At 68.5% G+C, this 26514-nt stretch carries 26 protein-coding genes and 1 pseudogene; 4 read left to right on the forward strand and 23 right to left on the reverse strand.

Translation table 11 applies throughout. The annotated features are described in order from the left end of the window. Window positions 1–6: 6 nt before the first annotated feature. Complete coding sequence (locus JKF87_RS12015; protein WP_201100135.1) at window positions 7–2490, forward strand: alpha/beta hydrolase family protein; 2484 nt, start codon at window positions 7–9, stop codon at window positions 2488–2490. On the opposite strand, the gene JKF87_RS12020 is transcribed toward JKF87_RS12015, so the two are convergent. The 4 genes from JKF87_RS12020 to JKF87_RS12030 form a co-directional block, all read right to left on the reverse strand. Then, on the reverse strand, window positions 2432–3979 hold the full coding sequence (locus JKF87_RS12020; RefSeq protein WP_201100136.1) for an asparagine synthase-related protein: 1548 nt from the start codon (window positions 3977–3979) through the stop codon (window positions 2432–2434). The two genes, JKF87_RS12015 and JKF87_RS12020, sit on opposite strands and share 59 nt — an antisense overlap. A gap of 176 nt (window positions 3980–4155) precedes the next feature. Then, the gene (locus tag JKF87_RS12025) at window positions 4156–4794 is read right to left on the reverse strand and encodes a lasso peptide biosynthesis B2 protein (protein ID WP_201100137.1); all 639 of its coding nucleotides are present in this window, start codon (window positions 4792–4794) and stop codon (window positions 4156–4158) included. 51 nt (window positions 4795–4845) lie between these two features. Beyond that, entirely contained in the window at window positions 4846–4968 is a 123-nt protein-coding gene (locus JKF87_RS18510) for a hypothetical protein (RefSeq protein ID WP_275945255.1), read from the reverse strand. Window positions 4969–5061: 93 nt separating this feature from the next. Then, window positions 5062–5550 carry a helix-turn-helix domain-containing protein gene (locus JKF87_RS12030; RefSeq protein WP_201100138.1) on the reverse strand — a complete coding sequence of 163 codons (489 nt, stop codon included), beginning with the start codon at window positions 5548–5550 and terminating at the stop codon, window positions 5062–5064. A 432-nt stretch (window positions 5551–5982) separates the two neighbouring features. Here JKF87_RS12030 and JKF87_RS12035 point away from each other — a divergent pair, with 432 nt between their 5' ends. The 3 genes from JKF87_RS12035 (at window position 5983) to JKF87_RS12045 (ending at window position 9272) form a co-directional block, all read left to right on the forward strand. After that, entirely contained in the window at window positions 5983–6585 is a 603-nt protein-coding gene (locus JKF87_RS12035; protein ID WP_201100139.1) for a GntR family transcriptional regulator, read from the forward strand. Window position 6586: 1 nt separating this feature from the next. Continuing rightward, complete coding sequence (locus JKF87_RS12040; RefSeq protein WP_201100140.1) at window positions 6587–7504, forward strand: LysR family transcriptional regulator; 918 nt, start codon at window positions 6587–6589, stop codon at window positions 7502–7504. 514 nt (window positions 7505–8018) lie between these two features. Then, entirely contained in the window at window positions 8019–9272 is a 1254-nt protein-coding gene (locus tag JKF87_RS12045) for a Fic family protein (protein WP_307417948.1), read from the forward strand. A 28-nt stretch (window positions 9273–9300) separates the two neighbouring features. On the opposite strand, the gene JKF87_RS12050 is transcribed toward JKF87_RS12045, so the two are convergent. From JKF87_RS12050 to JKF87_RS12140, 19 genes and pseudogenes are all read right to left on the reverse strand, one after another. Then, window positions 9301–9516, reverse strand: coding sequence for a DUF2274 domain-containing protein (locus JKF87_RS12050; protein ID WP_201100141.1), 216 nt, complete (start codon window positions 9514–9516; stop codon window positions 9301–9303). A 2-nt stretch (window positions 9517–9518) separates the two neighbouring features. Then, complete coding sequence (locus JKF87_RS12055) at window positions 9519–10583, reverse strand: TrbI/VirB10 family protein (protein WP_201100142.1); 1065 nt, start codon at window positions 10581–10583, stop codon at window positions 9519–9521. 44 nt (window positions 10584–10627) lie between these two features. After that, on the reverse strand, window positions 10628–11581 hold the full coding sequence (trbG, locus tag JKF87_RS12060; protein WP_201100143.1) for a P-type conjugative transfer protein TrbG: 954 nt from the start codon (window positions 11579–11581) through the stop codon (window positions 10628–10630). Continuing rightward, window positions 11581–12267 carry a conjugal transfer protein TrbF gene (gene trbF, locus JKF87_RS12065; protein ID WP_201100144.1) on the reverse strand — a complete coding sequence of 229 codons (687 nt, stop codon included), beginning with the start codon at window positions 12265–12267 and terminating at the stop codon, window positions 11581–11583. Before trbF ends, trbG begins: the two co-directional genes overlap by 1 nt. Beyond that, window positions 12264–13628: a P-type conjugative transfer protein TrbL gene (gene trbL, locus JKF87_RS12070; RefSeq protein WP_201100145.1), complete on the reverse strand. Its 1365-nt coding sequence runs from the start codon at window positions 13626–13628 to the stop codon at window positions 12264–12266. Before trbL ends, trbF begins: the two co-directional genes overlap by 4 nt. Next, window positions 13625–13894: a putative entry exclusion protein TrbK-alt gene (trbK-alt, locus tag JKF87_RS12075; RefSeq protein WP_201100146.1), complete on the reverse strand. Its 270-nt coding sequence runs from the start codon at window positions 13892–13894 to the stop codon at window positions 13625–13627. Before trbK-alt ends, trbL begins: the two co-directional genes overlap by 4 nt. Then, window positions 13894–14622 carry a P-type conjugative transfer protein TrbJ gene (gene trbJ / locus JKF87_RS12080; protein WP_201100147.1) on the reverse strand — a complete coding sequence of 243 codons (729 nt, stop codon included), beginning with the start codon at window positions 14620–14622 and terminating at the stop codon, window positions 13894–13896. Before trbJ ends, trbK-alt begins: the two co-directional genes overlap by 1 nt. A gap of 11 nt (window positions 14623–14633) precedes the next feature. Continuing rightward, a pseudogene (gene trbE / locus JKF87_RS12085) lies at window positions 14634–17077 on the reverse strand (conjugal transfer protein TrbE). A 1-nt stretch (window position 17078) separates the two neighbouring features. Then, entirely contained in the window at window positions 17079–17345 is a 267-nt protein-coding gene (locus tag JKF87_RS12090; RefSeq protein ID WP_201100148.1) for a VirB3 family type IV secretion system protein, read from the reverse strand. Further along, the gene (locus JKF87_RS12095; protein WP_201100149.1) at window positions 17345–17662 is read right to left on the reverse strand and encodes a TrbC/VirB2 family protein; all 318 of its coding nucleotides are present in this window, start codon (window positions 17660–17662) and stop codon (window positions 17345–17347) included. The genes JKF87_RS12090 and JKF87_RS12095 overlap by 1 nt, the downstream gene beginning before the upstream one ends. A 33-nt stretch (window positions 17663–17695) precedes the next feature. Then, window positions 17696–18631: a P-type conjugative transfer ATPase TrbB gene (gene trbB / locus JKF87_RS12100; RefSeq protein WP_201100150.1), complete on the reverse strand. Its 936-nt coding sequence runs from the start codon at window positions 18629–18631 to the stop codon at window positions 17696–17698. 264 nt (window positions 18632–18895) lie between these two features. Further along, entirely contained in the window at window positions 18896–19345 is a 450-nt protein-coding gene (locus JKF87_RS12105) for a ribbon-helix-helix protein, CopG family (protein WP_201100151.1), read from the reverse strand. A gap of 8 nt (window positions 19346–19353) precedes the next feature. Beyond that, a complete protein-coding gene (locus JKF87_RS12110) occupies window positions 19354–21336 on the reverse strand; it encodes a conjugal transfer protein TraG (RefSeq protein WP_201100152.1) in 1983 nt (660 codons plus the stop codon). A gap of 21 nt (window positions 21337–21357) precedes the next feature. Beyond that, window positions 21358–23082, reverse strand: coding sequence for a DUF3363 domain-containing protein (locus JKF87_RS12115; RefSeq protein WP_201100153.1), 1725 nt, complete (start codon window positions 23080–23082; stop codon window positions 21358–21360). Between the two features lie 252 nt (window positions 23083–23334). Then, window positions 23335–23997 carry a lytic transglycosylase domain-containing protein gene (locus JKF87_RS12120; RefSeq protein ID WP_201100154.1) on the reverse strand — a complete coding sequence of 221 codons (663 nt, stop codon included), beginning with the start codon at window positions 23995–23997 and terminating at the stop codon, window positions 23335–23337. Further along, complete coding sequence (locus tag JKF87_RS12125) at window positions 23994–24530, reverse strand: S26 family signal peptidase (RefSeq protein WP_307417942.1); 537 nt, start codon at window positions 24528–24530, stop codon at window positions 23994–23996. The genes JKF87_RS12120 and JKF87_RS12125 overlap by 4 nt, the downstream gene beginning before the upstream one ends. Beyond that, a complete protein-coding gene (locus JKF87_RS12130) occupies window positions 24527–25102 on the reverse strand; it encodes a DUF2840 domain-containing protein (RefSeq protein WP_201100155.1) in 576 nt (191 codons plus the stop codon). Before JKF87_RS12130 ends, JKF87_RS12125 begins: the two co-directional genes overlap by 4 nt. Then, complete coding sequence (locus JKF87_RS12135) at window positions 25099–25380, reverse strand: helix-turn-helix transcriptional regulator (protein ID WP_201100156.1); 282 nt, start codon at window positions 25378–25380, stop codon at window positions 25099–25101. Before JKF87_RS12135 ends, JKF87_RS12130 begins: the two co-directional genes overlap by 4 nt. A gap of 137 nt (window positions 25381–25517) precedes the next feature. Then, on the reverse strand, window positions 25518–26453 hold the full coding sequence (locus JKF87_RS12140) for an ArdC family protein (protein WP_201100157.1): 936 nt from the start codon (window positions 26451–26453) through the stop codon (window positions 25518–25520). Window positions 26454–26514 lie beyond the last annotated feature (61 nt).

The raw sequence follows: 26514 nt of genomic DNA on the forward strand, positions 1-26514 counted from the left end.
CAGGTCATGTTTGGATGCTGGCGCGCGGCGGCCCTCTGGACCGCGGCGGTGCTGATCCTCGCGCCTGGGCTCTCCGCAGCTCAGGCGCGTGCGGTCACCATCGATGATCTGATGACCATGTCGTCGTTCGGGGAGGCGTCTCTTTCTCCCGATGGTCATTGGGGCGTCTACGAGCGGCGCGACGGCTGGGCGATGTCGAGCCGTTTCGACCTTTCTTACTGGTCCGGATGGAGCACATCCGAACTGTGGGTTTTCGGCCTGTCCGATCATCGCCCGCCCCAGCGGTTGCTCGATGCGTCCGAAGGCCGGGGCCATGTGCTCGGCCCCTGGTCGCCTTCCGGACGTCGGCTCTTGATCTATCGCCTGCAGGGCGACCGGTTCGAAGCGGGCGTCGTCGACATGCAGGATCGGTCCGTGCGGTGGACCGGGCTGACGCCGAACCTGTCGGCGACGGGCGCGACCGCCGCCTGGGCCGACGACGAGACTCTGGTTCTCGCGGTTCTGGACGACCTCGGGCTGCCCTGGTTGATGCGGCAATATAGTCCGCCCACCTCGGTGTCGGCCCGGTGGCGACGAATGGCCGAGGGTCGCACACGGACCAGCACTGTCGTGGACACCCACGACGGGGTCGCCGGCAGTGATCAGGCGGCGCAGGCTGCTCGTCTGGTGTCGTGGTCCGTTCAATCCGGCGAATTCCGCCGCCTTGCGGAGGGCCGGGTCCTGGATTTCTCGATGGCACCAGACGGGGCGCGGATCGCCGTCCTGACCGCAGGGGCGCCCGTCCCGTTGAGCCCAGAGGCTCCCCTCGTCCAGAGCGCGTTTCCTGTGCGTTCGCGGTTGTCGGTCGTGACCCTTTCGTCGGGCAAGGTGGTGACGCCGATACAGCCGCTCGACATAGCCCCGCATCTCCTGAGCTGGCGTAAGGATGGAGGGGCGGTTCTGGTGTGGTCGCGGCGGGACGACCAAATCTGGTCCGCCGGAGGGCTGACAGCCGTCTCTGCGCACAATGGTCAAGTCACCCGATACCTCCACGACGGCCTACAGCCGCTCGTGGTCGGCGAGGCGATCGATCTCCTGCACGGCGTGCGCGCGACCTGGTTGGGCGCAGATCCGATCCTCTACGCCCGGACTCAGGACGGGCGGTTCGACTGGTGGCGGCTTGGCGGAGACAGGCCGAAGACGCTGACGGCGGGTCTGGCGACGGCCCCGGCGACCTTCAGCGGCGCCGACACGGACGGTCTGACCTTTGTCGCAGACGGCGCCGTCTGGCGGCTGGCGCTCTCGGGAACGACGGTTCGGCTTGGACCTGATCAGGCGGTCTCTGCGGCCGGAATGGCGACGGAGAAACAGGTCTTGCGCCAGCGGCTGAACGCGCCCGAGCCGCGTGACTGGTCGCCCGTCCAGACTGGTCGGGGCGATCTGGCCATCGTCACGTCCGATGGCGACGAGACGACGTTGGGCGATCCCATCGCCGCCGCCCCAGATCGACTTTACGCTGTGTCCCGTTCTGCGGCGATCATCAGCCGAAGCGACCGGGGCGCAACGGCGCTCTGGCTCCTCCGGGCGGGGCGGGAGCGTCAGCTCGATGTCGTCAACCTGAATATGACAAGTCGTTCGACGGCGACGATCGTGACGGTGTCGCATCTGGACCGCTACGGCCGGCGAACTCACAGCCTGCTCTATCTGCCGCCGGAAACGCCGACCTCGCAGATCAAAGGCGTGGTCGTCAGCGGCTATCCAGGCGCGGCTTCGGCGGGGCGCGCCTTTCAGTTGGATGACTTCGTCGTCGGGGTGAATCCTCTGGTGATCGCGTCCGCCGGCTATGCCTGGCTGCAAGCGGCGGCGCCGGACAATCCGTCGGCGGTCGGCCCTGCGGACGGCTATCGCGAAAGCCTCGACCTCGCCATCGCGGCCGCGCGTGGATTGCAACCCGATCTGCCATGGGATCGGCTCGCCTTGTTCGGACACAGTTTCGGCGGATACGGCGCCTTGAAGGCAGCGACGGAAACCCCGCGCTATCGCAGCATTATCGCCTCGTCCGCAGGAACGAATTTCTTTAGCAAATGGGGAGAGTTCTCACCCATCGAGCGCGCCGATCCTCAGCAAGGGCTCTCGTTATTGGATCGGATGGGTTGGGTCGAGGTGGGGCAGGGCGGGATCGGCGCGCCGCCTTGGCGCGCGCCACAAGCCTATCGGGACGCAAGTCTTGTGTTGAACGCAGATCGGATCCAGACGCCGGTTCTTTTGATCACCGGTGATCGGGATTTCGTGTCCATGAGCGAGCCGGAACAGATGTTTTCCGCCCTCCACCGGCAAGCCAAGGCGGCGCGGCTGATCACCTATTGGGGCGAGGGCCATTTTCTCTGGAGCCCCGCCAATCAGCGGGACCTCTACGCCCAAATCCTGGGTTGGTTGGCCGAAACCCTGGACCCTAGTTCTGTCGCAGGGCCGCCAGGCGGTCCTCCCAGGTCGACGTCCAGGCTTCCATGATGATCAGATTGAGCAACTCGCCATAGCGGCCGCGCCAGATCAGGTCATCCAGTTGCAGGGCGGCTTCGCACCCGGCCCGGTCGATCAGGCCTGCCTTGGCCAAACGCCCCTCAAGAAGCAAAGGGCGGAGAACCTCGAGGCTGTTGGCGATCATTCGACCGAAAAAGGCGGTGTGATCGCCCTTGCTTCGCCGGTTCCGAATTTCAGACGGCAACCGGTCCGCGAAGGCGTCGCGCGCCAGGCGACGATCGCTTCGCCCGAGCGTCAGGTCCGTCGTGGTCAGCTGCAGGCAGAGTTCGACGACGGGCCGCGCCAGCAAGGGATGGACCATGTCGACGACCTCGGTCTGAAAGGAGGGCGCGCTGAAGCACAGACCATCGACGACGCCGGCGATCTGGTCGCGTTTGCCTGGTCCGAACTCGTCGCCGGCCAGCCAGGGATGGACGTCGCCGACCGGCAGGTCGGGGCTGAGCAGATTCGAGCCCGGGCGGATATGGACTGCGTCGGCGCCTCGCAGGGTTTCCGCGACAATCGCCCAGACGGAGCGGCCCGTGCGGCGCGCGATCCGCGGCAGGCTGGGTGCGAACAGGGCGGCCGCGCCGCGCGCCTTGTAGAGATCCGCGAAGACCCGCTCGTCGAAACTTGAGATCAGGACTGTGTCGCCGCCCTTGCCGGTGAAGACACGCTTGATCTGCTGCGTCCGCCAGATGACCGCGGCGTCCTGGTCGTGAAGGAAATCTATGCCGTTGTAGCCTGGTCTGGGGCCCTGAGAGATGGCGCGCAAAGCGGCGCGGGTGAAACCGCCTTCGCGACGCGGCAGGCTTGTGACCGTGACGCCAAGCTGATCGGCCAAGGCGGCCGCGTAATGTCGCTCGTCTGACTCGATATCGGCGCCATAGGTGTTGAGCCAGGCGCCGACCGTCTGGCCTTGGCTGACAAGACTGGTGGCCACGAGACTGGAGTCGAGCCCGCCCGATACCTCACAGGCGATCGCTGTATCGTCGCGCGCCAAACCTTGAACTGCATGATCGACGGCGTCCCTGAGCGCCGCCTTCTTGTCCTTGATCGAAAGGTCCAGTCGACGCCGCGCCCAGTCCGACGGCGACCAAAGGACCTGCGGCGCGCACCCCGAGCGCAGCGGCTGATAGGTCCCAGGCAGAACGGACTCGGCGCCGGTCAAAAGAAGCCTGTCCCAGGCCGCCAGCGGATTGCGAAGAACACGGCCCACGCCGTCATAGTCCATGCCCACGCTGGGAAGCGTAGCGGCGAGCATCCAGTCCGGAGTCTCAGAGGCCAGGACGATGGCGTCGTCCACGCGCCAGATCACGCATTCCAGCGCGCCGGATGGATCGCGGAGAATCCCACAGGGATGGTCGGTCTCGTCGAGGTGAAGGGCGATGTACCGCCCCCAATAGTCATCGACGACTTCCTGCGGCGTCGGGGACCGGAGGGCGTGTGTGATCCCGGTCGGCGCTGTTTCGCCCACCACGATCCAGTCCCCGAGCCGGCGCACGGAAGGCGGGCGGGGCCCGCCCACAGCCAACCAGGCCCGGCGGCCTAGTGGGATGACGGCGCCGCCGGCCTGCGCAACATGGGCGGAGAGGCGGAGCGACGTCGGCGAGCGCGCGTCCGTCGCATCGATGAGAACAAGGAAGCGGCAGTCCATCAGACGACGAGGATCGGCGTGTAGCGGCGCACGCGCTCCAGGTCGTCGCCAACCACCACCTCACCGACCTGGATCCAGCAGTGGGCCAGAAACGGCCAGGTCCTCACGCCGAAAACCCAGTCGCAGGCGACGCTATGCCGGGCGAGAAGGCTGAACAGGAGGAAGGCGCGGTGGAGGCAGGCCTCCTGCCTCGGGAGCCAGGGAATGGCGCGCTCGAATGTCGCGGCGAGCCGACGCAGCCGGGCGTCCGTCAATGGGCGCGGGTTATGTGGGCGCATGGCCCGCGCTGTCGCGAGGATGGCGACGAGCGGTTTGCGGTGATAGCGACGGCCGAGCCATAGGCTTGAAATCAGAAACGCGCCGGAGGCCAGGAGCGAGGTCGAGCCGCCGTGCAGATCCGAGGCTGGGGGGATGGCGGCAGGCTGCGGCCCGGTCGGCGGATGAAGTGTGATCAATCCCGCCTGGTGAAGGTCACGTGCGGCGTCCTCGTGAAGAATGTAGAGGGCGCCGGACGGCGTTGGGCGGATGACGTCTGCAGCGCCGACGAGGCAGGCATAGACGTCCTCCCTGACGCTCAGCACGACAATGTCGCGGCCGATCCAGGCCATATGCACATCTTCGGCGAGGGCGACTTCCATGGGGTCAGCAAAATGGGGCGACCGTTGGTCTGTCGATCGCCCCACTGGCGCTCAGGCTGCCGGCGTCTTGCTGGGACGGCCGGACAGTTCGATGAACATGCCTTCGACGTCCTGTTGGGTCAGGGCGCGGGCGCTGCCGAACGCGATCAGCTTGATACGGGTCTGGGTGGTCATGGTGGTCTTCCTTTTGAAAGCGCGTCACGGATGTGGCGCTCCAATCAGAGAGACCCGACCGGCGTCGGAGGTGAAGCTATATCCGACGTATATTTAGCGCCCCGGCTTGGGACGTTTCGTTCTCAGGGTTCGCTCCCCCTGCTCCAACCAGAGCTTGGCTTCCTCGTCGCGTTCGTCGGCGTCGCGTTTCAGTCGCTCGAACATGGCCTCGACGGCGATGATGAAGGTGCGGGGATCCTGATCCAGGATGCGATCACCCATCGTCTCATTGTAGTCGCCTAAGGCGACCATGAGGATGGTCATCAACTTGTTCTCGGCGGTGCGCCATGCGAACTGCGGCGAGCCGATCATCAAGGCGCCCAGCAGGGCGAAGAGATCGCTCTTCGTCACTTCACAGAAGCGGTGGATGTATTCGAGGTTCGGCTTGTTGCGCCCCGCTTCAAAATGTTGGTAGGCGCGAAGTCCCATGTTCATGCGACCAGCGACCTCACGCGCGCTGAGGCGGAGATGGTTGCGAACGTCCTTGATCGCCAGAGACAGCAGCCGCCCGTCGCGCAGGGAGTCGATAGGCGTCTGAGGCATGCAGAAGCACTCCTTCGAACGACGGCGTCGAACGCACGGGTCACAATGATCAACGGTAAGTTGCGTCACGCAAGAGGTGATCGCAACGCGTTCTGAGCATATTTGGCGCAACAGCGAACAAAACGGTCGCGGTTCAGCCGGTGGGATGAGGTCGAGCCGCTGTGGGAACGGCTAGCGGTGCAAAGTCCAGAGAAAGAGGGGACGGGCGGACGTGATGATCTCAAGTCTGCTCAAACCGAATGATCGTCGGTCTCTGAGGGCGGGGGAGACAACCGGCCGGGTGCTGAGCGAAGCCCGTTGACGATCTGCGCGAACAAAAGGTGCGCGCCTGCGCAAACATTGGGGGCGAGAGGCGATGATCGCCGCCTTCCAGCTTGGAGGGAATCATCCGCCTCCGGATAGTGCCGGCTCCGATTACAGTTCGAGCGAGCCATGGTCCGCAACCGCGATCCGTTCTCGACCGCCTTGGAGTCCCTGCGTCATCGCCTCGCGGAAGGGCGATACGGGGATGGCGCGCCGATCGTCATTCAGTATGAGGCGCAGCGCTTGCGGTTATCGACGACGCCCGTGCGCGAGGCCCTGGCCTGGCTTTGCGGCGCCGGACTGGTCGAACGCGCCCCGACCGCCGGCTATACCGCGTCGCGGCTCGACGCCGGCGCTGTTCGTGACTGGTATGGATTTCGGCGGGACTGTCTGCTGTTGAGCCTTGAGGCCCTGACCGCCCCCTCGGTTGGATCGGCACTTCCAGAAGACCTGCCTGGTCTGTTCGACTGGATCGTTGGACGGGGCGGCAACGGCGTGCGCGCCCGGGCTTTTCGTCGTGTCGGTCTTCACCTCGAGCGGCTTGAGGCCGCTGAACATCACGTGCTTGGCGATCGGGAGACAGCCACACGCGATATGCTCGAGGCCGTGTCGGACAATCGCATGGAGCGGCTGATCGCCTTGATCGACAGCTTTCACCAAGCGCGCATTTCGGCGGCGGCGGAGCTCGCTTTCGAGGTGGCCCATGCGCCGCCCGACGACGGCGAGCTCTGACATGCCCAACCCCGTCGATCTCGACCTGACGAGTTTGCGGTGGTCGATGGCGGTGGTGCAATTGGGCGGCTTCAGGCGTGCGGCTGAAAGTCTGGGGGTGGAACAGTCCGCCGTCAGCCGGCGTATTCGCGGGCTCGAGGAGGAACTGGGCGTGTCCCTGTTCCATCGCAGCACGCGCGGCGCTGAGCCCACGAATGCCGGACGGCAGTTCCTGCGTCGGGTCGACGCGGTTCTGAACGGTCTTCGTCTGGCCATTTCCGACGCCCGAGCGGCGGGCGCGGGCCAATCCGGTCATCTTAGGATCGGTCTGACCTTCTCGATGTTGAGCGACGGCCTTTTCAATCTGATCGAGCGCTTTCACGGCGCCCACCCCGCCGTCACGATCGAGATGGTCGAGGGGCGCGCCATTGATCATCTCGACGCCGTTGCGGATCGGCGGTTGGACGTGGCGATGCTTCCGGAGGGAATGACGGTCACCGGTCTCGACGTCTCCGTGCTTTGGCGTGAACGGCTGCTGATCGCCCTGCCCGTCAATCATCCCTGCGCTGCGGCAGAGGTCGTCTGCGTCGCCGACATCCCGAAAGCCAAGCTGTTGATCAGCGAGCGCGACATCGGCCGAAGCCTGTTTTCGGAGATCGCCCGTCGGCATCAGGCCGAGTTGGAGGTCGATATCCAGGATGCCGGCGCAGGCCTTCTGCTGGAGCAGACCCGGATGGGACTCGGACTGACGCTTCTTGGGTCTGGCGTTCTGTCGAGCCTGAAGTCGGATGGCGCACTGGTGTTCAGACCGCTCGCCTTTGAGCGGGAAGCGCCCCTGATCGTCGCGGCCGCCTGGTCTCCAGGCAATGACAATCCCGCCCTTCGCCGGTTCGTCAGTTCCGCCAAGCGGCTCGCCGCCTCGTCAAAGAGCGGCGATTAGGACGTCATCGACGTGCCTGACGCGCCAGGCGGATAGGCGGTGGTTTGATCGACATGAGGATTGGCGAGGTGCGTGGAGCCTTGTCTGATCTGGTCCGGCGCCGACCGTAGAGAATAGCTCGGAATGATCGATTTTCACATTATTGAATTTATGTGATAGATATTCGCAGGCGCTGATCGGATTGCGCAATCTGGCCGTGGCTCTCTGAACGTTTTTTACGGAAAAGAAGATGGGTGATTGGTCTGCGCGGGCTGTGACGGATTTTCACGGCAGGCCCTTGCCCGAACCGGGCGTCCCGGCGGGATACGCCGCCCTGATCGAGCGGTATGATCTGCGCGTGCCTCTCCCGCCGCGGCTGGCCGCCATAGCGGAGCGGCATCACCCGCGTTCAGACGATCAATGGCGGATGCTGACGCCGCGCCATCAACCCGCTGCGGACATGGGCGCGCAACTCGTCTTCGCCTTCAGATACGAGGGGATCGACCTTCAGGTCCTCGCCGCCCTGTTCGACGCCGTGGCGCCGCAGGCGTTCGAAGTTCTGATTCGAGCGACGCCCACGGGCGGCTTCGCGCGAAGACTCTGGTTCCTGTACGAATGGCGCACGGAGCGCCGGCTCGACATCCCTGATCCCGGAACGGTGAGGGCGGTCCCTATCCTGGATCCTGACCAGCAATTTGCTTTGAGCGAAGGCACGCCGTCTCCGCGTCATCGGGTGATCAACAATCTCCCCGGCGTTCGGGCCTTCTGTCCTTTGGTGCGCAGAACGCCGGAACTTACGGCGCTGGTGGAGCAAGGTCTCGGCGACGCAGCGCGCGCCGCCGTCGGTCGCGTTCGCCCCGACCTGATGGCGCGCGCCGCCGCCTTCATCCTGTTGAACGACTCCCGCTCATCCTTCGCCATCGAAGGCGAGAGCCCGTCGGGCGAGCGAACCGCGCGTTGGGGACAGGCGATCGCCCAGGCCGGGACACGCGCGCTCAGCCTTGCCGAACTCAATAGGCTGCAAAGGGTGGTGATCGGGGATGCGCGTTTTGTGCGCCTGGGCCTTCGCACTGAAGGAGGCTTCGTCGGCGCTCACGATCGCTACAGCAACCAGCCGATACCCGACCACATCAGCGCCCGTCACGAGGATCTGGCAGATCTGATGGAGGGCCTGATCGCCTATGCGGATCGCACGGTCCGAGGCGGGATGGATCCGGTCATCGCCGCCGCGAGTCTGGCGTTCGGCTTTGTTTACGTCCACCCCTATGTCGATGGAAACGGCCGCCTGCATCGCTGGCTGATCCATCACGCTCTTGCCGCTGCGGGCTTCAGTCCCCCAGGTTTGGTTTTCCCTGTGAGCGCGGCGATTCTTCGCGAGATCGACGCCTATAGGCGGGTTTTGGAATCCTATTCGGCGCCGCTGCTTCCGCTGATCGAGTGGCGCGCCACCGCCTCAGGCAACGTCGAGGTTCTGAACGCGACCGCAGACTATTATCGCTATTTCGACGCGACCCTTCATGCCGCCTTCCTTTACCAGTGCGTGCAGCAGACGCTTGAGCGGGACCTGCCCGACGAGGTGCGCTTCCTTGAAGCGTTCGACGCCTTCGCCCTGGGGATCCAGGGGATCGCCGACATGCCGACCGCGCAGATCGAACTCCTTCAGAAATTCCTTGCGCAGAACGACGGCCGACTGTCCCAACGCGCGCAGACGCGAGAATTCGCCGCGCTCACCCAGGCTGAGGCCGAACGCGTCGAACGACTCTACGCAGACACTTTTGGTCAGGGCTGAGGTCTGAGGGCGAGGGCCGAGGCTTAAGTCAGCTTCGGGATTTGGCGGCGATAAAGCTCCGGTCTGTCGCCATGAATCGACTGAGCATCGGTCCGATCAATTGCTGAAACTGAAACGATTGACCCTCCGCCTCGGCGAGGATGCGGGCATAGGTTTGCAGGTCCCGGTGGACGTTGGCGGGCAGCTCGACGGTTACCTTCACCGGTGTGTCGTCCTGCAGCCCGGCGAGTTTCAACTTGGACATTGTCAGTCTCCCGTGGAGGCGAGGGTGAGCGCCTCGGTCAGAATGATCCGGAAGGGAAAGCCAGGCCGCACCGTCAGTCGCGGCGGTACGGACAGGCCCTGGGCGAGCACATCACGGCCGACCTGGTCGACGCCGGACCCTGCGCCCTCCCGCAGGGCGCGGACCAGACGATCGTCCTCATCCCCGTCAGCGGCGGCGGCGCTGACGGAAAGAAGCGTCGTCAGTCCGGCGGTTCTGATCCGCTCGCCCCAGCGGTTGTCCACGCGATCCTCAAGCCCGGCATAGCCTTGGGGGTCGCTCGCGACGGCGGCGTCGAGGGCATGGGTACGTCCATCCGGCAGGACCAGCCGCGACCAGGTCAGCCGTAGTCGCGTCTGGCCGTGATCGATCTGGGCGTCATAGGCCCCGATCAAGCGCGCGCCTCTCGGGATGACGACGCGGTCGCCGGTCCTGCTGTCGACGACATCTTCGGTGATCTGGCCCAGGACCGGTCCAGTGATATCCGATCTGAGGCCGGTGATGAGGGCGCCGGCTATGACGGTGCCGGGCCATAGATCGCCGGTCCCGGATGTCTCGGGGCTGGGGGCCGAGGGCGGCGCGGTGTCGCTGATCGCTTGTAGGTTCTCAGTCGAACCCGACCCGCGACCCTCGCGCCCGTGGAACAGTTCGCTGGTGCGGGCGGCTTCCCCTTCCTGCACCGCCTGGTCTTCGGCGCGTCTTTTCGCCTGTTGGGCCGGCGTCTCGCTGGTCTGCGCCGTTGCGGCGCCACGGCCGTCCTCGAGCGGTGTGGTGTCGGCCGTCTTGGCGTCCAACATGGCGTGACCGAGATCGCCAGGCAGGGGCGGACCCAATCTCGGGCCCGAATAGTCCTGCGGCAGGGTGCTCACCGCCTCGGGCGGGGGCGTCGCCGGGCGATAGAGTTCACCGGCCGGCGGGCCGGCCGACGGGGTCTCGCGGAGGGCGAACGGCAAAAGACCGCCGCCGATGCTGGCGACAATCCCGCCGCCGACCCACAAAGCTTTGCGAGACAGCCGCATCACGGGCGGCGGCGATGGACGCAGGCGCATGGCCTTAGCCACCTCCGTCTCAGGTTTAACGGGGACGGCCTCGCTCATCGCCGCGCATCCGCCCGGCGGATCTGCACCACCTGATCGCGGCGCCCCTCGACCAGGCGGAGTTCCGCGATGTCGAACAGGCGATCCACGAGGAGCCGGCGGCCCTGGATCCGATAGTTCACCAGCGCTGCGCCGTCTTCGGTGTGCAGGAACAGAGGCGGCAACGTCGCCCGGTCGATGTCATCGGAAAATTCGATGAAGACCCGGGCGCCGTCATCGAATGCGCGAAGCGGTTTCCAAGGCACGGCGTCGCCCACGATCCGATACTCGAAGTTGAGGCTCGCCAGATCGATCCGCGGCTCCTGGGCGAGGGCGTCGCGTACGGCGTCGGCCCGTCTCAGCGCCAGAGTCTCGTCCTGCGGATACCGCCAGGCGATCGAGGCCATATAGACGTCCGGCCGCGCCTGGAGCTCGAGCAGATAGGTCCGGCGATCCGTATGCAGGATCAGGTTGGTGGTCAGGTCCGGGCGCGTCGGCTTGATGAGGATGTGAGCGCGCATCTCGGCGCCCGCGCCGCTCACGGATTCTCCGATGATCCAGCGGACGGTGTCGCCTGCCGCGATCGCGCCCGCGCCGGACAGGGTCTCGCCGGGCTGCAAAGCGATGTCGGTGACGCGGCCGGGCGAGGCATAGACCTGATAAAGGGCATGCGGCGCGAACATATACACCTGGGATGACTGGTCGTAATCGAGACGGGCGGGCTCGACGCGCGCCGACGCATTGGCGTCCTGGATCCGAACCTCCGGCGGTCGTGGATCTGCGATCGTCGGCGCGATGGGCGTCAGCACGGGCCCGGTCGCAATGGCGTCGGAGAGCGTGTCGATCGTCTCCCCCTTCGCTTGAGGGGCGGGTGGAGACAGGGTGGCGGCGATCAGGGCGGGCGAGGCGTGGGCGACGCAGCCCCCCAGGGCGAGGACGGCCGTCAGTGCCGTCGGAGCGAGGCGTTTCATCAGGAGAGTTCCTTGGACCAGTTCAGAGCTTGGACGTAGAGGCCGAGCGGGTTGCGCCTCAGCGCATCCGCAGTTCGCGGCGTCTGGATCGTCACCGTGACGATGGCGGTCCATCGGCTGGTGTCCGACAGTTGGCCGTCGACATAGCGACGCTCGATCCAGGCGACCCGGAAGGACGCCGGCGAGGCGCGGATGACGCTGGAGATTTCGACGCCGACCTGCACCCGACCGATTTCCGCGAAGGGGTCGTTGCGTCGCGCATGATCCGATAGGGTTTGAGCGCCCGCATCGGTGGCGTAGTCATAGGCGCGCAACCAGTTCTCGCGCACCACGACCGGATCGGCGGAGACGCTGCGGACCTGCTCGATGAAGCGACCCAGATGCCAGGCGATCTGCGCATCATCGGGTCGCGCGCCGGCGAGGGCTGGACCCACGGCCGTGGCTTCGCCCCGGTGATCGACCTCGACGATCCAAGGCGTCACGACGCCTCGAGCGGACTGCACGACCAGGGCGGCGGCGAGGCCGCCTGTCGTGACCACAGAGACAAGCGCGATCAGGCGCCAGTTCCGGGCCTGAACCCGTGCGGACCCGATCCGCTCGTCCCAGGCCTGTGCGGCGCGTTGATAGGGCGTGGCCGGCGCAGGCGCTTCGCCATAATGGGCCGAGGCCCGTTTGAAGGGGGTCATGAGCGATCCTCAGACAGAGAGACAGATCCGCCGCCGCCGCCATGGTCGCCCGACCGGACGGCATGGACGGCCGTGGTGAGACCGCGGCTGACCGCCTGGCGCCGTTCCATGGCGCGGGCCCAGGCCGGCTTGGCCGCACCTGCCGCGGGCGCCGTCGCCGCTCGAGCGGCAGGGTCGCCTGGGGCGGGCGACGACTCGGAGGGCGTCGCGGGCTGTGTCGGCGACGGTGTTTCGGGGGCCGCCGGCGACGAGGAAGCCGCAGGCGGGGTGGTCGGGGCGGAGGGGGCAGACGGTTTGCCGGTTGCGGCGGCAGCGGCGCCGTTGACAGGCGGCGCGCTCGGAGGCGATCCGCCGGAGGGGCCGGTGGGTCGTGCGGGACCGGTCCCTCCTGTCGAAGAGCCGCCGCGCGACGGCGTGGCGCGAGAGGCCGCGGCGCCGGCGCCGGCGCGGCCGGCGAGGCTGGACCCGCCAGCCGCCGCCAAGCGCGCGCCCGCAGCGCCGGCCATTGCGAGACCGCCGACGGCGAGGCCGGCGCCGACTGCCGCGCCGGCGCCGAGTTGGGGCGCCCCTGAGACGAGACCCGTGGCGATGCCAGGGCCGAAAATGCTCAGTCCCATCAGGGTCAGGGCCGCGAGCGCGATGGCCATCACGTCTTCCAGCGTGGGTGGAGCGCCGGCGAAGTCGCGGGTGAAACTCTCGAACAGGGTCGAGCCGATGCCGACGATCACGGCCAGAACCAGCACCTTGACCCCCGAGGCGACGACATTGCCCAGCACCTTCTCGGCCAGGAAGGCGGTGCGGCCGAACAGGCCGAAGGGGATGAGGACGAAGCCCGCCAGTGTGGTGAGCTTGAACTCGATCAGGGTGACGAAGAGTTGGACGGCGAGAAGGAAGAAGGCGACGATCACGATCAGGAAGGCGACCATCAGAACCATCACCTGGACGAAGTTCTCGAACAGGCCGGGGAAGCCGGAAAGTTCTGCGGCGGCCTCGAGCAGCGGCCGGCCGGCCTCCACGCCGGTCTGGGCCAGTTTGCCGGGGCGCATGAAGTCTGCGGCGGAGAGGCCGGAGCCGGAGGCTTTGAGCCCGAGGCCCGAGAAGCTGGCGAAGACGATGTCGGCCAGGCGTTGGAAATTGCCGATGAGAAAGGCGAAAAAGCCCACGAAGAGGGTCTTCTTGACCAGCCGTGCGAGGATGTCGTCTCCGGGCCCCCAGGCCCAGAACAGGGCCGCAAGGGTGACGTCGATCACCACCAGGGTGGAGGCCAGAAAGGCGACTTCGCCGCCCAGCAGGCCAAAGCCGCTGTCGATGTAGCGGCCGAAAACTTCGAAGAACCGATCGATGACGCCGACGTCGTTCATCGCTCTGCGCTCCCTGCGGACGCGGTTGTCGTCGGTCCCGCAAAGAAGCGTCGGCGCTGATCGGCCCAGGCCGCCTGACAGGTCGGGTCGGCGCCCCCGGCCTCACCGAGGGTCCGGCAGCGCGCCAGGGCGCTTGAAACAGGGGGAGGCGCCGCGGCGGCGGACTGCGGAGCGTGGCGCGGGGGCGCGCTCGCCGCCAAGGCGGCGGCGGCCAGCGCCGCGATGGTGATCACGGCCGTGGCGGCGCCCATGGGATTGGCGCGCATCACTGGGGCCCCGTCGGTTCGCCCATGAACCGGGCGAACCGCACCTTGGCGTCGGCGCGGACGGCGGCGCGGTCCGCCGCCTCCAGCGCCTGGGCGCGGCTCTGGGCCGCGACGAGGGCGGACAGGTCCGCCAGTTGGCTCGTCTGGAGCGCCAGGAGTTGATTGCCTGCCTGCGCCGCCTGAAGCCCGCCTACGGCGCCTTGGCTGGCGTCGATCAGACGCTGCATCTCGGTCCCGGTCTGATCGAAGCCCTCGACCACGCGCGCCTGAACCTTCAGCGAGTCCTGAAGGCCGGACACGGAATCGCTCCAGCGCTGCTCCGCGCGCGCAATGAGCGCCTGTTCGTCCAGGCTCAGATCGCTCGGCCGATACCGGGCGGCGAAGGCGGTCTCGATCTCGGCGACGTCATAGGCGAGCCCCTCGGCGTCGCGCATGAGCTGGCGGGTGCGCGCCATCTGGTCCTCAAGCGCGGCCAGGGACGACACGGGCAGGCTCGCCAGGTTCCGGGCCTGGTTGGTCAACGCCATCGCCTCGTTCTGGAGGGACTGGATCTGATTGTTGACGGCCTGCAGGGCCCGGGCGGCCTGAAGGAGATTTTGGGAATAGTTGGTGGGATCATAGACCACCACCTGGGCGGAGGCGGTCTGATCGATCCCCAGAAGTTCTGGCGCGGCGACCAGAAGAAGAGCGGCGGCGCAGGCGTGAGCGACAAGGCGAGAACGGAACATGGTGTTGGCTCCTAGGGGGTGGTGAAGTCTGACGACGGCGCAGGGCGGTCGGGCAGCAGGTCCGCCGCCCACGGCAATCCGCGATGGCGCAGCCAGGCCCCGGCGAACCCGGCTCGGCCGCCCTCTTCGAGAAGGCGGGCGATCGTCGCCTGGTCGTCGCTCGAAGAGGCGGCGCAGAAGGCCAGGGCGACCGGCCCCAGACCGAGTTCGAACAGGCGGTCGCCGCCGCGGGTCTGGGCGTAATAGTCCCGCTTCGGCGTCGCCTGGGCCAGGATGTCGATCTGGCGGTCGCTCAGTCCGAAACGACGGTAGACGGCCTGTATCTGGGGCTCGCGCGCCCGGGCGTTGGGCAGCAAGACCCGGGTGTGGCAACTCTCGATCAGCACGGGCGCCAGATCGCTGTCGGCGATGTCGGCCAGGGACTGGGTGGCGAAGACCACGGAGGCGTTCTTCTTGCGCAGGGTCTTGAGCCACTCGCGCAGCTGGGCGCCGAAGCTGGCGTCTTCGAGGGCGAGCCAGCCTTCATCGACGATGATCAGGGTGGGGCGGCCGTCCAGCCGGGCCTCAATCCGATGGAAGAGATGGGCGAGCACGGCGGGGCGGCGGCGGACCCGGACAGGCCTTCGGTCTCGAAGGCTTGAACGGCGCCGGTTCCGAGGTGTTCGCTGTCGCCGTCCAGCAGTCGTCCCCAAGGCCCCGCCAGCGTATAGGGCGATAGCGCCTGTTTGATCTCCTGGGACTGGACCAGGGCGGTGAAGCCCGTAAGCGTGCGTTCCGCCGCCGGGGCGCCCGCCAGGCTTTCCAAGGCGCTCCAGATCCGGTCCTTGAGGTCGGGGGTGACGCTCACGCCTTCCCTTGCGATGAGATCGGCCATCCAGGCGGCGGCCCAGTTGCGCTCGCTCGGATCGTCGACGCCTTCGAGGGGCTGCAGCGTCAGTCCTGCGGCGTCGCCCGAGATCGCGGCCACCAGGTCGTGGAAGTCGCCGCCCATGGCCAGCGCCGCCGCCCGGATCGAGCCGCCGAAGTCGAAGGCGAAGACCTGGGCGGCCGGATAGCGACGAAATGATAAGGCCATGAGGGCCAGGAGCACGCTCTTGCCGGCGCCGGTCGGACCGACGACGAGGGCGTGGCCGACATCGCCGACATGGGTTGAGAAGCGGAACGGGGTCGAGCCTTCGGTCCGGGCGAAAAAGAGCGGCGGGCCATCCAGATGGGGATTGGTCGCCGGGCCCGCCCAGACGGCCGACATGGGCATCATATGGGCCAGGTTCAGGGTGGAGATCGGCGCTGTTCGGACATTGGCGTAGAGGTGCCCAGGCAATCCGCCGAGCCAGGCGTCCACTGCGTTCAGAGTCTCGACCGTGCAGGTGAAATCGCGCGCCTGGATCAGCTTCTCGGCCTCACGAAGGCGGGCGTCGGCGACGGCCGGATCGGTGTGCCAGACGGCGAGACTGGCGGTGACCACGGCATAGCCGACCCCGTCCGATCCCAGGTCCTGCAGCGCGTCGTCGGCGTCCTGGGCCTTGTTGCCCGCGTCGCTGTCCAATAGGGCGGAGGTCTCGTTGGTCATCACCTCCTTGATCAGGGCCGCGACGGATTTGCGCTTGGCGAACCACTGGCGTCGGATGCGGCCCAGCATCTTGGCGGCGTCGGTCTTGTCCAGGCACAAGGCCCGGGTGGACCAGCGATAGGGAAAGGCCAGCCGGTTCAGTTCGTCGAGCAGCCCCGGCCAGGTCGCGGTCGGAAAGCCGCTGATGGTGAGGATCCGAAGGTGGGCGTCGCCCAGCTTGGGGCTTAGGCCGCCGGAGAGGGGACTGTCGGCCAGCAGGGCGTCCAGGTGCATCGGCGTTTCGGGCGGCCGGACCCCCTGGCGGCGCGGCGAGACGGCGCCGTGCAGGAAGGTCAGGGTCTGGGCGTCGTTGAGCCAAGCGATCTCGGGAAGCGCGCCTTCGATCTGGGCGAGCAAACGATCGGTGCGATCGGTGAACAGCGTCAGATGCTCGCGCCAATCGGCTTGCCCTGTGGGACGCCCGTCATAGAGCCACCGTTCGATGCGGCGGGCGTCTTCGGCGGGCGGCATCCAGACCAGGGTCAGGACATAGGCGCTTTCGAAATGGGCGCCTTCCGCCTCGAAGTCCGCCCGGCGCTCCGCCTCGACCAGGGTGGAGACGGGGTCTGGAAACAGGCTGTGCGGATAGTCGGCGGCGGGATCGCGCCGGGCTTCGACGAAGAGGGCCCAACCCGAGCCGAGGCGTCGAAGCGTGGTGTTCAGGCGAGCGGCGGCGGCGACCAGTTCGCTCGGCATGGCGGAGTCGAGATCGGGACCCCGAAAGCGCGCCGACCGCTGAAAGCTCCCGTCCTTGTTCAGCACCACCCCAGGCGCGACCAGGGCCGCCCAAGGCAGGAAGTCGGCCAGTCGGCGCGGCCGTCGAGCATATTCTCTGAGGTCCAGCATGTCAGACGTCCAGATAGCCGGGCAGGCGAAGGTGGCGGCGGGCGACCTCGACGAACTCCGGGTCGCGCCGCGCCGCCCACACCGCCAGCCCGTGGCCCACGAGCCAGACCGCCAGTCCCGCGAGCCAGAGCCTCAGCCCCAGGCCGAGCGCTGCGGCGAGGGTGCCGTTGACGATGGCGATGGCCCGCGGCGCCCCGGCCAGGAGGATGGGCTCGGTCAGGGACCGATGGAGTGGTGCGGTGAAGTCGTCGGGCAGCAGGTCGGTCATCAGACCAGGGCTCCGCCGCCGAAGGAGAAGAAGCTCAGGAAGAAGGAGGAGGCGGCGAAGGCGATGGACAGGCCGAAGACGATCTGGATCATTCGGCGCGCGCCGCCGGAGGTGTCGCCGAAGGCCAGGGTCAGGCCGGTCACGATGATGATCATCACGGCGATGATCTTGGCGACCGGCCCCTCGATCGATTCCAGGATCGACTGAAGCGGGGCCTCCCAGGGCATGGCGGATCCGCCGGCCAGGGCAGGCGAGGCGGCGGCGAGGACCACGGCCAGTGCGAGGGCGGCGACGGCGCGGGGCGGCAGGCGGGACATGGCGAAGCTCCAGTTTTTGGGGTTGGGAAGGCGTCAGGGTTCGAGGCGGGTCAGCCGGTAGGCGCCGTCGGTCGCCAGACCGTCGACGACGGCGAGTTCCGTGAGGCGGCGCGCGCCGCCCCGGCCGGCGAGCACGGCGATGAGATCGATGGTTTCGGCGATCAGGGCGCGCGGCGCGGTGACCACGGCCTCCTGGGTCAGTTGTTCCAGCCGATGGAGCGCCCCCATGGCGGAGCCGGCGTGGAGGGTGCCGACGCCGCCCGGATGGCCCGTGCCCCAAGCCTTGATCAGGTCGAGCGCCTCGGCGCCGCGCACCTCGCCGATGGGGATTCTGTCGGGCCGAAGCCGCAAGGCGGAACGGACGAGATCCGCCAGGGTGGCGGCGCCGTCCTTGGCGCGCAGGGCCACGAGATTAGGCGCGGCGCATTGGAGCTCGCGGGTGTCCTCGATCAGCACCACCCGGTCTCCGCTCTCGGCGATTTCGGCGAGCAGGGCGTTGACCAGGGTGGTCTTGCCCGTGGAGGTGCCGCCGACGACCAGGATGTTCTTTCGGTTCGAAACGGCTTCGCGCAGACCATCGGCCTGGCGTTCGGTCATGACCCCGGCGGCGACATAGGCGTCGAGACGAAACACCGCCACGGCCGGTTTGCGGATCGCAAAACTGGGCGCCGCCACGACCGGTGCGATGAGGCCTTCGAACCGTTCCCCGCCCGGCAGTTCTGCGGAAATCCGAGGGTGGTCGGCGTCGACCCGCAGGCCGACCTGATGGGCGACAAGACGGATGAGGCGTTCGCCGTCGGCGGCGGACAGGCGATGGCCGGTGTCGGCCAGCCCGACGCCCAGACGATCGGTCCAGATGCGGCCGTCCGGGTTCAACATCACCTCGACGACATCGTCATCCACAAGCAGGGCGCCGATGGCGGCGCCGAGCGCGGTCTGCAGCATGCGCAGGCTTCGGTCGGCGATCATCGCGGCGCTCCGGCTGAGGGACCGTGACGCGATCCCGAACGGGACGACTAAGGGGAGCGAATTTGATCGGTCTGCAACAGCCCAAATGGCGTCGTCGTACAGGGGCGTGCAATGACTTGCGTTTGTCGGCGCCCCCGCTGAGACCGGGGTCTCGGGACGTCGGTCCAAGAGGGCGGCGATCAGCCGACCGGACTGAGGGCGCGTCTCTTCTCCCGCGCCCGGATGCGCTCAGGGCCGCGATCGCCTGGGGCGTCCCGTCCTCCGTCAGGGCGATACGTCTGCGGCTGTGGACGAGCCCGCGTCGGGCGATCCGGAGACGTCGTCCGCGACCTCTCTGGCGAATGATCGACCTTGCGACAACCGCCGCCCCAAGGCGTCGATGAAACCGATGTAGCGCTCCCGCCCCTTGGCCCGGGCCGCAGCCTGAGCCGCGTCCGGCAGGCTCGGAGTTGCGGTTAGCCAGAAGCGGATGAACAGGGCCAGCATCTCCACGGCGATCCCGAGGTCGCGTTCCAACCGATCCGCGCGCCGGTCCAGACGGTCGAGCCGACGCGTCACGGCCGCTTCCTTCTGATCCGCGGCGTCTGGCGTCAGGAATCCGGCGATGGCCGCCTCGGCCACGGTCGATTTCGGGGCGCCCCGCTTCTTGGCGTAGGCCTCCAGCGCCTCGAGCAGCTTGGGATCCAGATAGACGGTGAGGAAGGGTTTGCGCATCGGGGGCCTCACAGGGGAATGCCGTCGTCGGGATCGAGCGCGGCCTGGCGCGCCGCGCGCCGCAGGGTCGCGTCGGTCGGATCGACGGCGGGCGCCTCGTCGTCATCGATGGCCGGCGTCTCGGTGGGGGCGAGGGGGCTGTCGATGAAGGCGGGGGCCTCCAGGGCGGGTTCCTGACGCGGTCCGCCCTCGGCGGCGCTGTCCTCCCACGCGGCCGGCTTGGTCTGGGGTGAAGATCGCCCGGCCTGTCGTTCCGGCGCCACGCCATTCACGCCCTCTCCGGTGTGGGCGTTCTCTGCGCCGGGGCCGGCCGACGTCAGCGGAGGCGGCGGCAGGACGCGGCGGCTCAGCTCGCGGTCGCGGTAGTAACGCACCTTGCTCGCCCGGATCGGCGCACAGCCCGCCGCCAGCACCAGGGCCTCGTCGATCGGCAGCTGCATCACCTCGCCGGGCGTCAACAGAGGCCGGGCCGTTTCCTGGCGCGACACCATCAGATGGCCGAGCCAGGGCGACAGACGATGGCCGGTGTAGTTGCGCATGGCGCGCAGCTCGGTCGCCGTGCCCAGGGTCTCGGAGATCCGCTTGGCGGTGCGTTCGTCATTGGCGGCGAAGGCGACGCGGACGTGGCAGTTGTCGAGAAGGGCGTTGGAGACGCCGTAAGCCTTCTCGATCTGGTTGAGCGACTGGGCGATCAGAAAGGCCTTGATCCCATAGCCGGCCATGAAGGCCAGGGCGGTCTCGAAGAAGTCGAGCCGGCCGAGCGCCGGGAATTCGTCCAGCATCATCAACAGCCGCCGACGTCCCTGAACCGCCTCCAGGTCCTCGGTCAGCCGGCGCCCCACCTGGTTGAGGATCAGGCGCACGAGGGGTTTGGTGCGGCTGATGTCGGAGGGCGGCACGACCAGATAGAGGCTGACGGGCCGATCACCGCCCACGAGGTCGTCGATGCGCCAGTCGCAGCGCGCCGTCGCTCGCGCCACGATCGGGTCGCGGTAGAGACCGAGAAAGCTCATGGCGGTGGACAGGACGCCGGAGCGTTCGTTTTCGCTCTTGTTGAGGAGCTCGCGGGCGGCGGCGGCCACGACCGGATGCGGGCCTTCCTTGCGGTGCTGGGCCGTCATCATCCGCCGAAGCGTGGCCTCGATCGGGCGGCGGGGATCGGACAGGAAGGCGGCGACCCCGGCCAGGGTCTTGTCCGGCTCGACATAGAGGACGTGGAGGATGACGCCCACCAAGAGGGCGTGGCTGGTCTTCTCCCAGTGATTGCGCCGTTCGAGCGCGCCTTCGGGGTCGACCAGGATGTCGGCGATGTTCTGGACGTCGCGCACCTCGCGCGCGCCCAAACGCACCTCGGCGAGCGGGTTGTAGGCGCTGGAGGCGGGGTCGGTCGGATCGAATTTGATCGCCGGACCGAAGCGGGCGCGCCAACCGGCGGTCAGGGTCCAGTTCTCGCCCTTGATGTCGTGGACCAGGACGGAGCCGGGCCAGGTCAGCAGGCTGGGCACCACCAGGCCGACGCCCTTGCCCGACCGGGTCGGCGCGAAACACAGCACATGTTCGGGGCCGTCATGGCGAAGATAGCGGTCGTCGAGCCGGCCCAGCACAACGCCGTCCTCGCCCAGCAGCCCGGCCGCACGGGCGTCGGTCGTTCCCGCCCAGCGCGCGGTGCCGTAGGTGGTGGCGGCCTGCGCCTCGCGCGATCGCCACACCGCCATGGCGAAGGCGCACGACACGGCGAGGGCGACGCCGGACACCACGACGCCCGCGCCTTCGAGGAAGATGTTCGGGGCGTAGGCGTCATAGACGAACCACCACCAGAAGAAGGCGAAGGGGGGATAGATTCGCACGTCGCCGACAGCGAACCAGGGCGCGCCGAGCGCGGCCTGATAACCGAGCCGCCAGGCCGTCCATTGGCCCGCGCCGATGACGCCGGCGAGGACCAGGGCGAGGACCAGGCCGATCTGGCCCCAGAGAATGCGTCCGGCGGACATGGGCGGTTCCTGTGTGGAGGGTCAGACCGAGGGGCCCCGACTGCGTGCGGGAACGGGAGGCGCGCCGGGGCCGCTCCGACCGCGAAGCTCGAACGGCAGGGCCTGGCCGATATGGCGGTCCATGGCAGGACGCCAGGGCACGAGGGTGAACCCCAGGCCGTCGTCGAGCAGGGCGAACCGGCCCGAGGCCAGGATCAGGCGCCGGCGATAGACGGCGTCTTCAGAGGCGAGGGCGTCCGGGCGATAGGGCTGGCCGGTCTCATTGGAGAGACGGGCGGCGGCGGCCTGGAGCTCGCGCGCGGACAGTTTGGCCAGCAGATGAGGGCGGGGCGTCACGCCGTCGGCGGTGCGTGTCGCCAAACCCTGGGCGACCAGCCAGTCGCCTCGTCTTTCGAAAGCCTCGGCGACTGCGACGCCGAATCCGGCGCCGAAGGCCGGCCGGTTCGGATCGACGCGGAGGCGATCAAGCCAGGTCGCGCCGTCCGCCTCGACCTGACGGTCCAGGGCCAGATCGGTGCGGACGCGCAGATGCGGATGGCGCAGGCCCGCGCCCCTGGCCGGCGCCGCCTCGACGATGGCGCCGATGGGGGGATCGGGCAGGGCGGCGTCATGAAGGGTGCGGTGGTGCAGGCCACCGTCGAGCCCTTCGATCAGCACATAGCCTGTGCCCGTCAGTTCGTCGTCCAGACCGCGCGCGGCCACCCGTCCGATCACCGTCTGGGCGGTCTCCTCGGCGGACCAGACCGGCGGGGTGTGGGCGCGTCCGTCCGCTGTCATCGCGTCATGCAGGCGGGCGATGATGTCGCCTTGCCGCGCCAGGGCTTTGAGCGTCGGCTCGGCCTCGGGCGACAGGCGCCAACGTCCGACGCCGGCGGGCCGCGCCAGGCCCAGGGCCTCGAGCTTGCGAAGCCGCGCCAGCCGCACGGGCGAGGGCGCCGGCGCCGCTTCGCGACCGACCGGCCGCAGGTCGATCAGGCCGTCGTTGCGCCCGGCCTCCGCAGCGAGGAGGCGGTCGAGCCGGGTCCAGCGATCGGCCGATGCGTCCTTGGCCAGGCCTCGGGCGATCTCGCGTTCGCTGCGGGGACCGAGCTCGCGCTCGACCAGGGCTTCGGCGCGGCCGCGCAGACCCTGGGCGATATAGTCGCGGCTGATGACCAGGTCGGCGCCGGTTTCGTCGACGCCGCGCACGATCAGATGGACATGGGGATGGGGCGTGTTCCAGTGATCGACGGCGACCCAGTCGAGGCGCGTGTCGAGATCGGCCTCCATGGTCTTGACCAGGTCGCGTGCGAAGCCCCGCAGATCCGCCATCTGGTCGGCGTCTTCGGGCGAGACGATGAAGCGGAAATGGTGGCGGTCGTCAGCGGCCCGTTCGGCGAACCCCTTGCGGTCCACTCCGTCGGCCTCGGCGTCAAACAGCTGGCCTGCGGCGCCGTCGCGTGTGGTCCCGTCGCGCACCAGATATCGCAGATGGGCGCCGAGGGTGGCGCGACCGGCCGCCTGCCGCACCACCCGCGCCTTGATCACCACGGTCCGGCGGGCGGCGACGTGGCGGGCGAGCAGGGCGGCGGATCGACCGCGGCCGAAGGTGCTGGGCCCGGCGCCGAGCGCGCGTCCTGAGCCGGAGCCGCGTCCGCCGGCGCGCTGGGTCGCCGCCTTGATCTGGTTGAGGGCGGTGGGCAGGCGCGAGACGCCCCGATCGCGGATCCGGCCGGGCGTCGGCTCGAAATCCTCGTCGCGGGTCATGACGCCCTCGACAAGGTGTGGGTTTTCCAACGATTCTCGTCGGTTCGGTCTCCCGGCAAGGTGCGGCTTCGATGCGCGCCTTGCGCCAAGCGGTTGAAACGGCGAGGAAATCCCTCCCTCACCCCAGGCCGCACCTTGCGGCTTTTATCTTGCCATCCCTGTCTTTCGGGCTGTCTGACCACCTTGGGGTTCATTCCGGGTCACCCAGAGGAAGCGATCGAGCCGTCGACGGCGCAGCGCCGATGGGGACCGTCACAGGGTGAGGGCGGCGGCGGGGGCGGCGAACGGCGCCGGCGCCGCACGACGGACGAACAGAGGCGAGGCATAGGGGTCTGGCGGCGCTGTGGGCGGCGCAGGCGAGGGATTTCCGACGCCCGAGACCGCCTCGACGCGTGCCTCTCGCGCGAGCGCGCGACGCACGCGCTGTTCGTAGATCCGGGTCTCGGCGGGTAGGGCGCGGCCGGTGCGTAGATGCTCGGCGTAGCGCCCTGGGCCGGCGTTATAGGCGCCCAGGACGCCGCTCGAGCCGAAGCGATCATGCAGATGGCGCAGATAGGCGGCGCCGGCGAGGATGTTGTCGCGGGGAAGAAAAGGGTCGGCGCCGAGGCCATGGAGGCTGCGCATCTCCGCATAGGTGGCGGGCATCAGCTGCATCAGGCCGAGCGCGCCGGCCGACGAGACCGCATCCGGATCGAAGTCGCTTTCGGCGTGGATCACGGCCCGGATCCAAGTTCTTGGCACGCCGAAGCGATCGGCCGCCTCGGCGATCAGCGCCTCGTAGGGTTGCGAGGACGGCGCCCGATCCGTCGTCCAATCCGACGGCGACGCGGCGTGGACCGACGCCGGGGCAAGGGCGCCCGGCCCGGTCGCGATCCCGGCCAGCGCCAGGATCAAACCCCAAGAGCGGCGCCTCATCGGCCCGCTCCGTGCAGCCACAGCGGCGTCACAGGCCCCAGGATTCGCGTGCGGGAGACCGGCCCGAAGTATCGGCCGTCGAGCGAGTCGGGGTTGTCGGGCGCCAGCAACAGGAGCTGGTCCGCGCTCAAGGTCCGGCAGCCCGACCAGACCGGCAGAGGGCGGCCGGCTCGATCGCTCCGCCGCGCCTGGGCGACGATACGGTCGTCGATCATGAGGGTCTCGCCCTTGCGGCAGACGACCGACGGTGCGACGGCGGCGACCGGTTTGAGCAACGGCAGGCCGTCGGGGAGATAATGGCGATGCGCGAACAGTCGGGCCTGGTCCGGCGTGGGGCGATAGGCGACGCGCGCGCCGACGACGAGGGGCGCGTCGGGGAACAGCCGATAGAGGCCGATCGGCGCGCTGGCGCTGGCGTTCCAGATCAGGCGCGGCGTCGGCGGCGCGACAACGGAAAAGGCGACGGCCCCGACGCCGACGGCGGCTGCGCCGAGGATCAGGACGCGGCGAGGCGAGGCAGGACGCGCGCTCACGAGCGACCGTCCCCGGCCAGGGCCTGGCGTAGTTTCAGGGCCCGGTGTCGCGCCGTGCTATAGGCCTGAGGCAGAAGTCCGGCGGTCATCCGGTTGTGGACGTGACGCCAATGATCCGGCGCGACCGCCTCGAGCGCGACGCCGGTTTCCGCGACCGCGTCGATCACCGCCAGGGCGTGACGGACACGCGACCAGCCGTTCAGCCGCAGCAGGCTGACGGCGCCGGGCGTGACGCCGGGGATGGCGACACGGGCCGCGCCGCGCTCCACCGCCTGCAGGATATCCAGCCTCGCGCCCACGGCGCCGCGCGGGCCGCAGGCCCAGCGGACATAGGCGAAGACGGCGCCCGGCGCGAAACCGACGAACTGATTATGGGCGCTGACCCTGTGGGTCTCGGCCACGGCGCCGAAACGGATCCAGCGTTCGGCGCGGCCTTCGTCGTCGATCAGTTCGACCCAGGTGAGGGCGTCGCGCGCGACGCAAGCTGTCTCTGCGACGAGCGCGAGCGGCGGTGCGGGACGGGGGGCGCGCACCGGATCGGACCCGTCCGACTTGCGCGGCGGGCCGCTCATCGCCCCAGTCCCGAGGACGAACCGACCGCCGATCCCGGGCGCCGCGCGGGCAGAACCGGATCGTCTACGGCCGCCTCCGTCGAGGTTCGCGCGCCGCGATCGGCCCAGGCTTGAAGGTCGGACAGGGCATAGACGACCCGGCCGCCGATCTTGCGATAGATCGGGCCGGTGCCGTAGCAGCGGTGTTTTTCCAGGGTGCGGCCGGACAGACCGAGATGGCGAGCGGCCTCGGGGGTGCGCAGAAAGCGCGGCGGCATGGGGGTGACGGCGTCGGTCATGGCGGTCTCCTGAGACGGGAGGCGCGGCGCTGAGCGGCGACGCACCGGACGCGCGCAGGATTTCGCGAGACGGGGTGTGCGGGTAGTCGGCCGACGGGCATCGGCCGATGCCGGGCGGGCATCGGCCGTGTCGCGCCTCAGCCTGGAGGGTCGAGGGTTCCGGCGAGGGCGCTCAGCAGGGCGGCGGCGCGCTCGGCATGGGCGGCGGCCGCGACGATGAAGCGTTTGTCGTCGCCGAGCACCTTCAGCCAGGACGCCAGATAGGCGGCGTGGTCGCGACGGGGTTGGAGAGACAGGCCCAAGTCGGCGCAGAGGAAGGCGGCGCCCAGTTCGGCCACCAGTTCCTCGCGTGCATAGGCGCTGTCGCCGAAACGGACGAGGCCGCCCAGACGGTCCAGCCGGCTGGAATGGCCGGTCCAATGGATCAGTTCATGGGCGAGAACGGCGTAGTAGGCTTGGAGGGTTTCGAAGCGTGCGAGGTGCGGCATGCGCACGCGATCCTCGCGCGGCAGATAACAGGCAGTGTCGCCGCCGTGTCGGATGTCGGCGCCGACGGCGCAGAGGAAATGTTCGGCCCGCGCGTCGGGCATGGGCTCGGGGAACGGCTCCGGCGCGGGATAGCGGGGCTCCAGACCGTCGATCTGCTCGAGGTTGAAGACGGTGTAGCGCTTCAGGAAGACGGCGCCTCTGGCGTCGGTAACGGGGCGGTCGTCGTCGGACGCGGCCGCGTCGTTGGACGGTGATGCGGGACCTTCGCGGCGTCCGGCGAAAACGATGCGGGTTCCGGTCTCGCCGCGTCGGACACAGCCGCCGAGCGCGAGGGCCTGACGAAAGGTCATCCAGGTGGAGCGTTCGAACCCCCGATCGGCGGCGCTGGCCCACAGGGGGAGGACATTGATCCCGTGATAGGGCTGGCCGTCGTAGCGTCGGGGCCGTTGGGCGGCGCCGGCGCCGGCGCCGGCGCCGGTCCAGGCGCGGGCCCAGGGGCGGACGCCGCGTTCGAGATCGGCGAGGATGGCGGTGGTGATGTCGGCGTGGACATCGGGACGAGCGGAAGGGGTTGGACGGGTCATGACGTCCTCTCCAGACAAGGGTTGAAAGGGAAGGCGGCGGCGCCTCGGCGCCGCCGCCCGT

It is taken from the genome of Brevundimonas nasdae (assembly GCF_016654005.1).
GTDB classification, from domain to species: Bacteria; Pseudomonadota; Alphaproteobacteria; order Caulobacterales; family Caulobacteraceae; genus Brevundimonas; species Brevundimonas nasdae.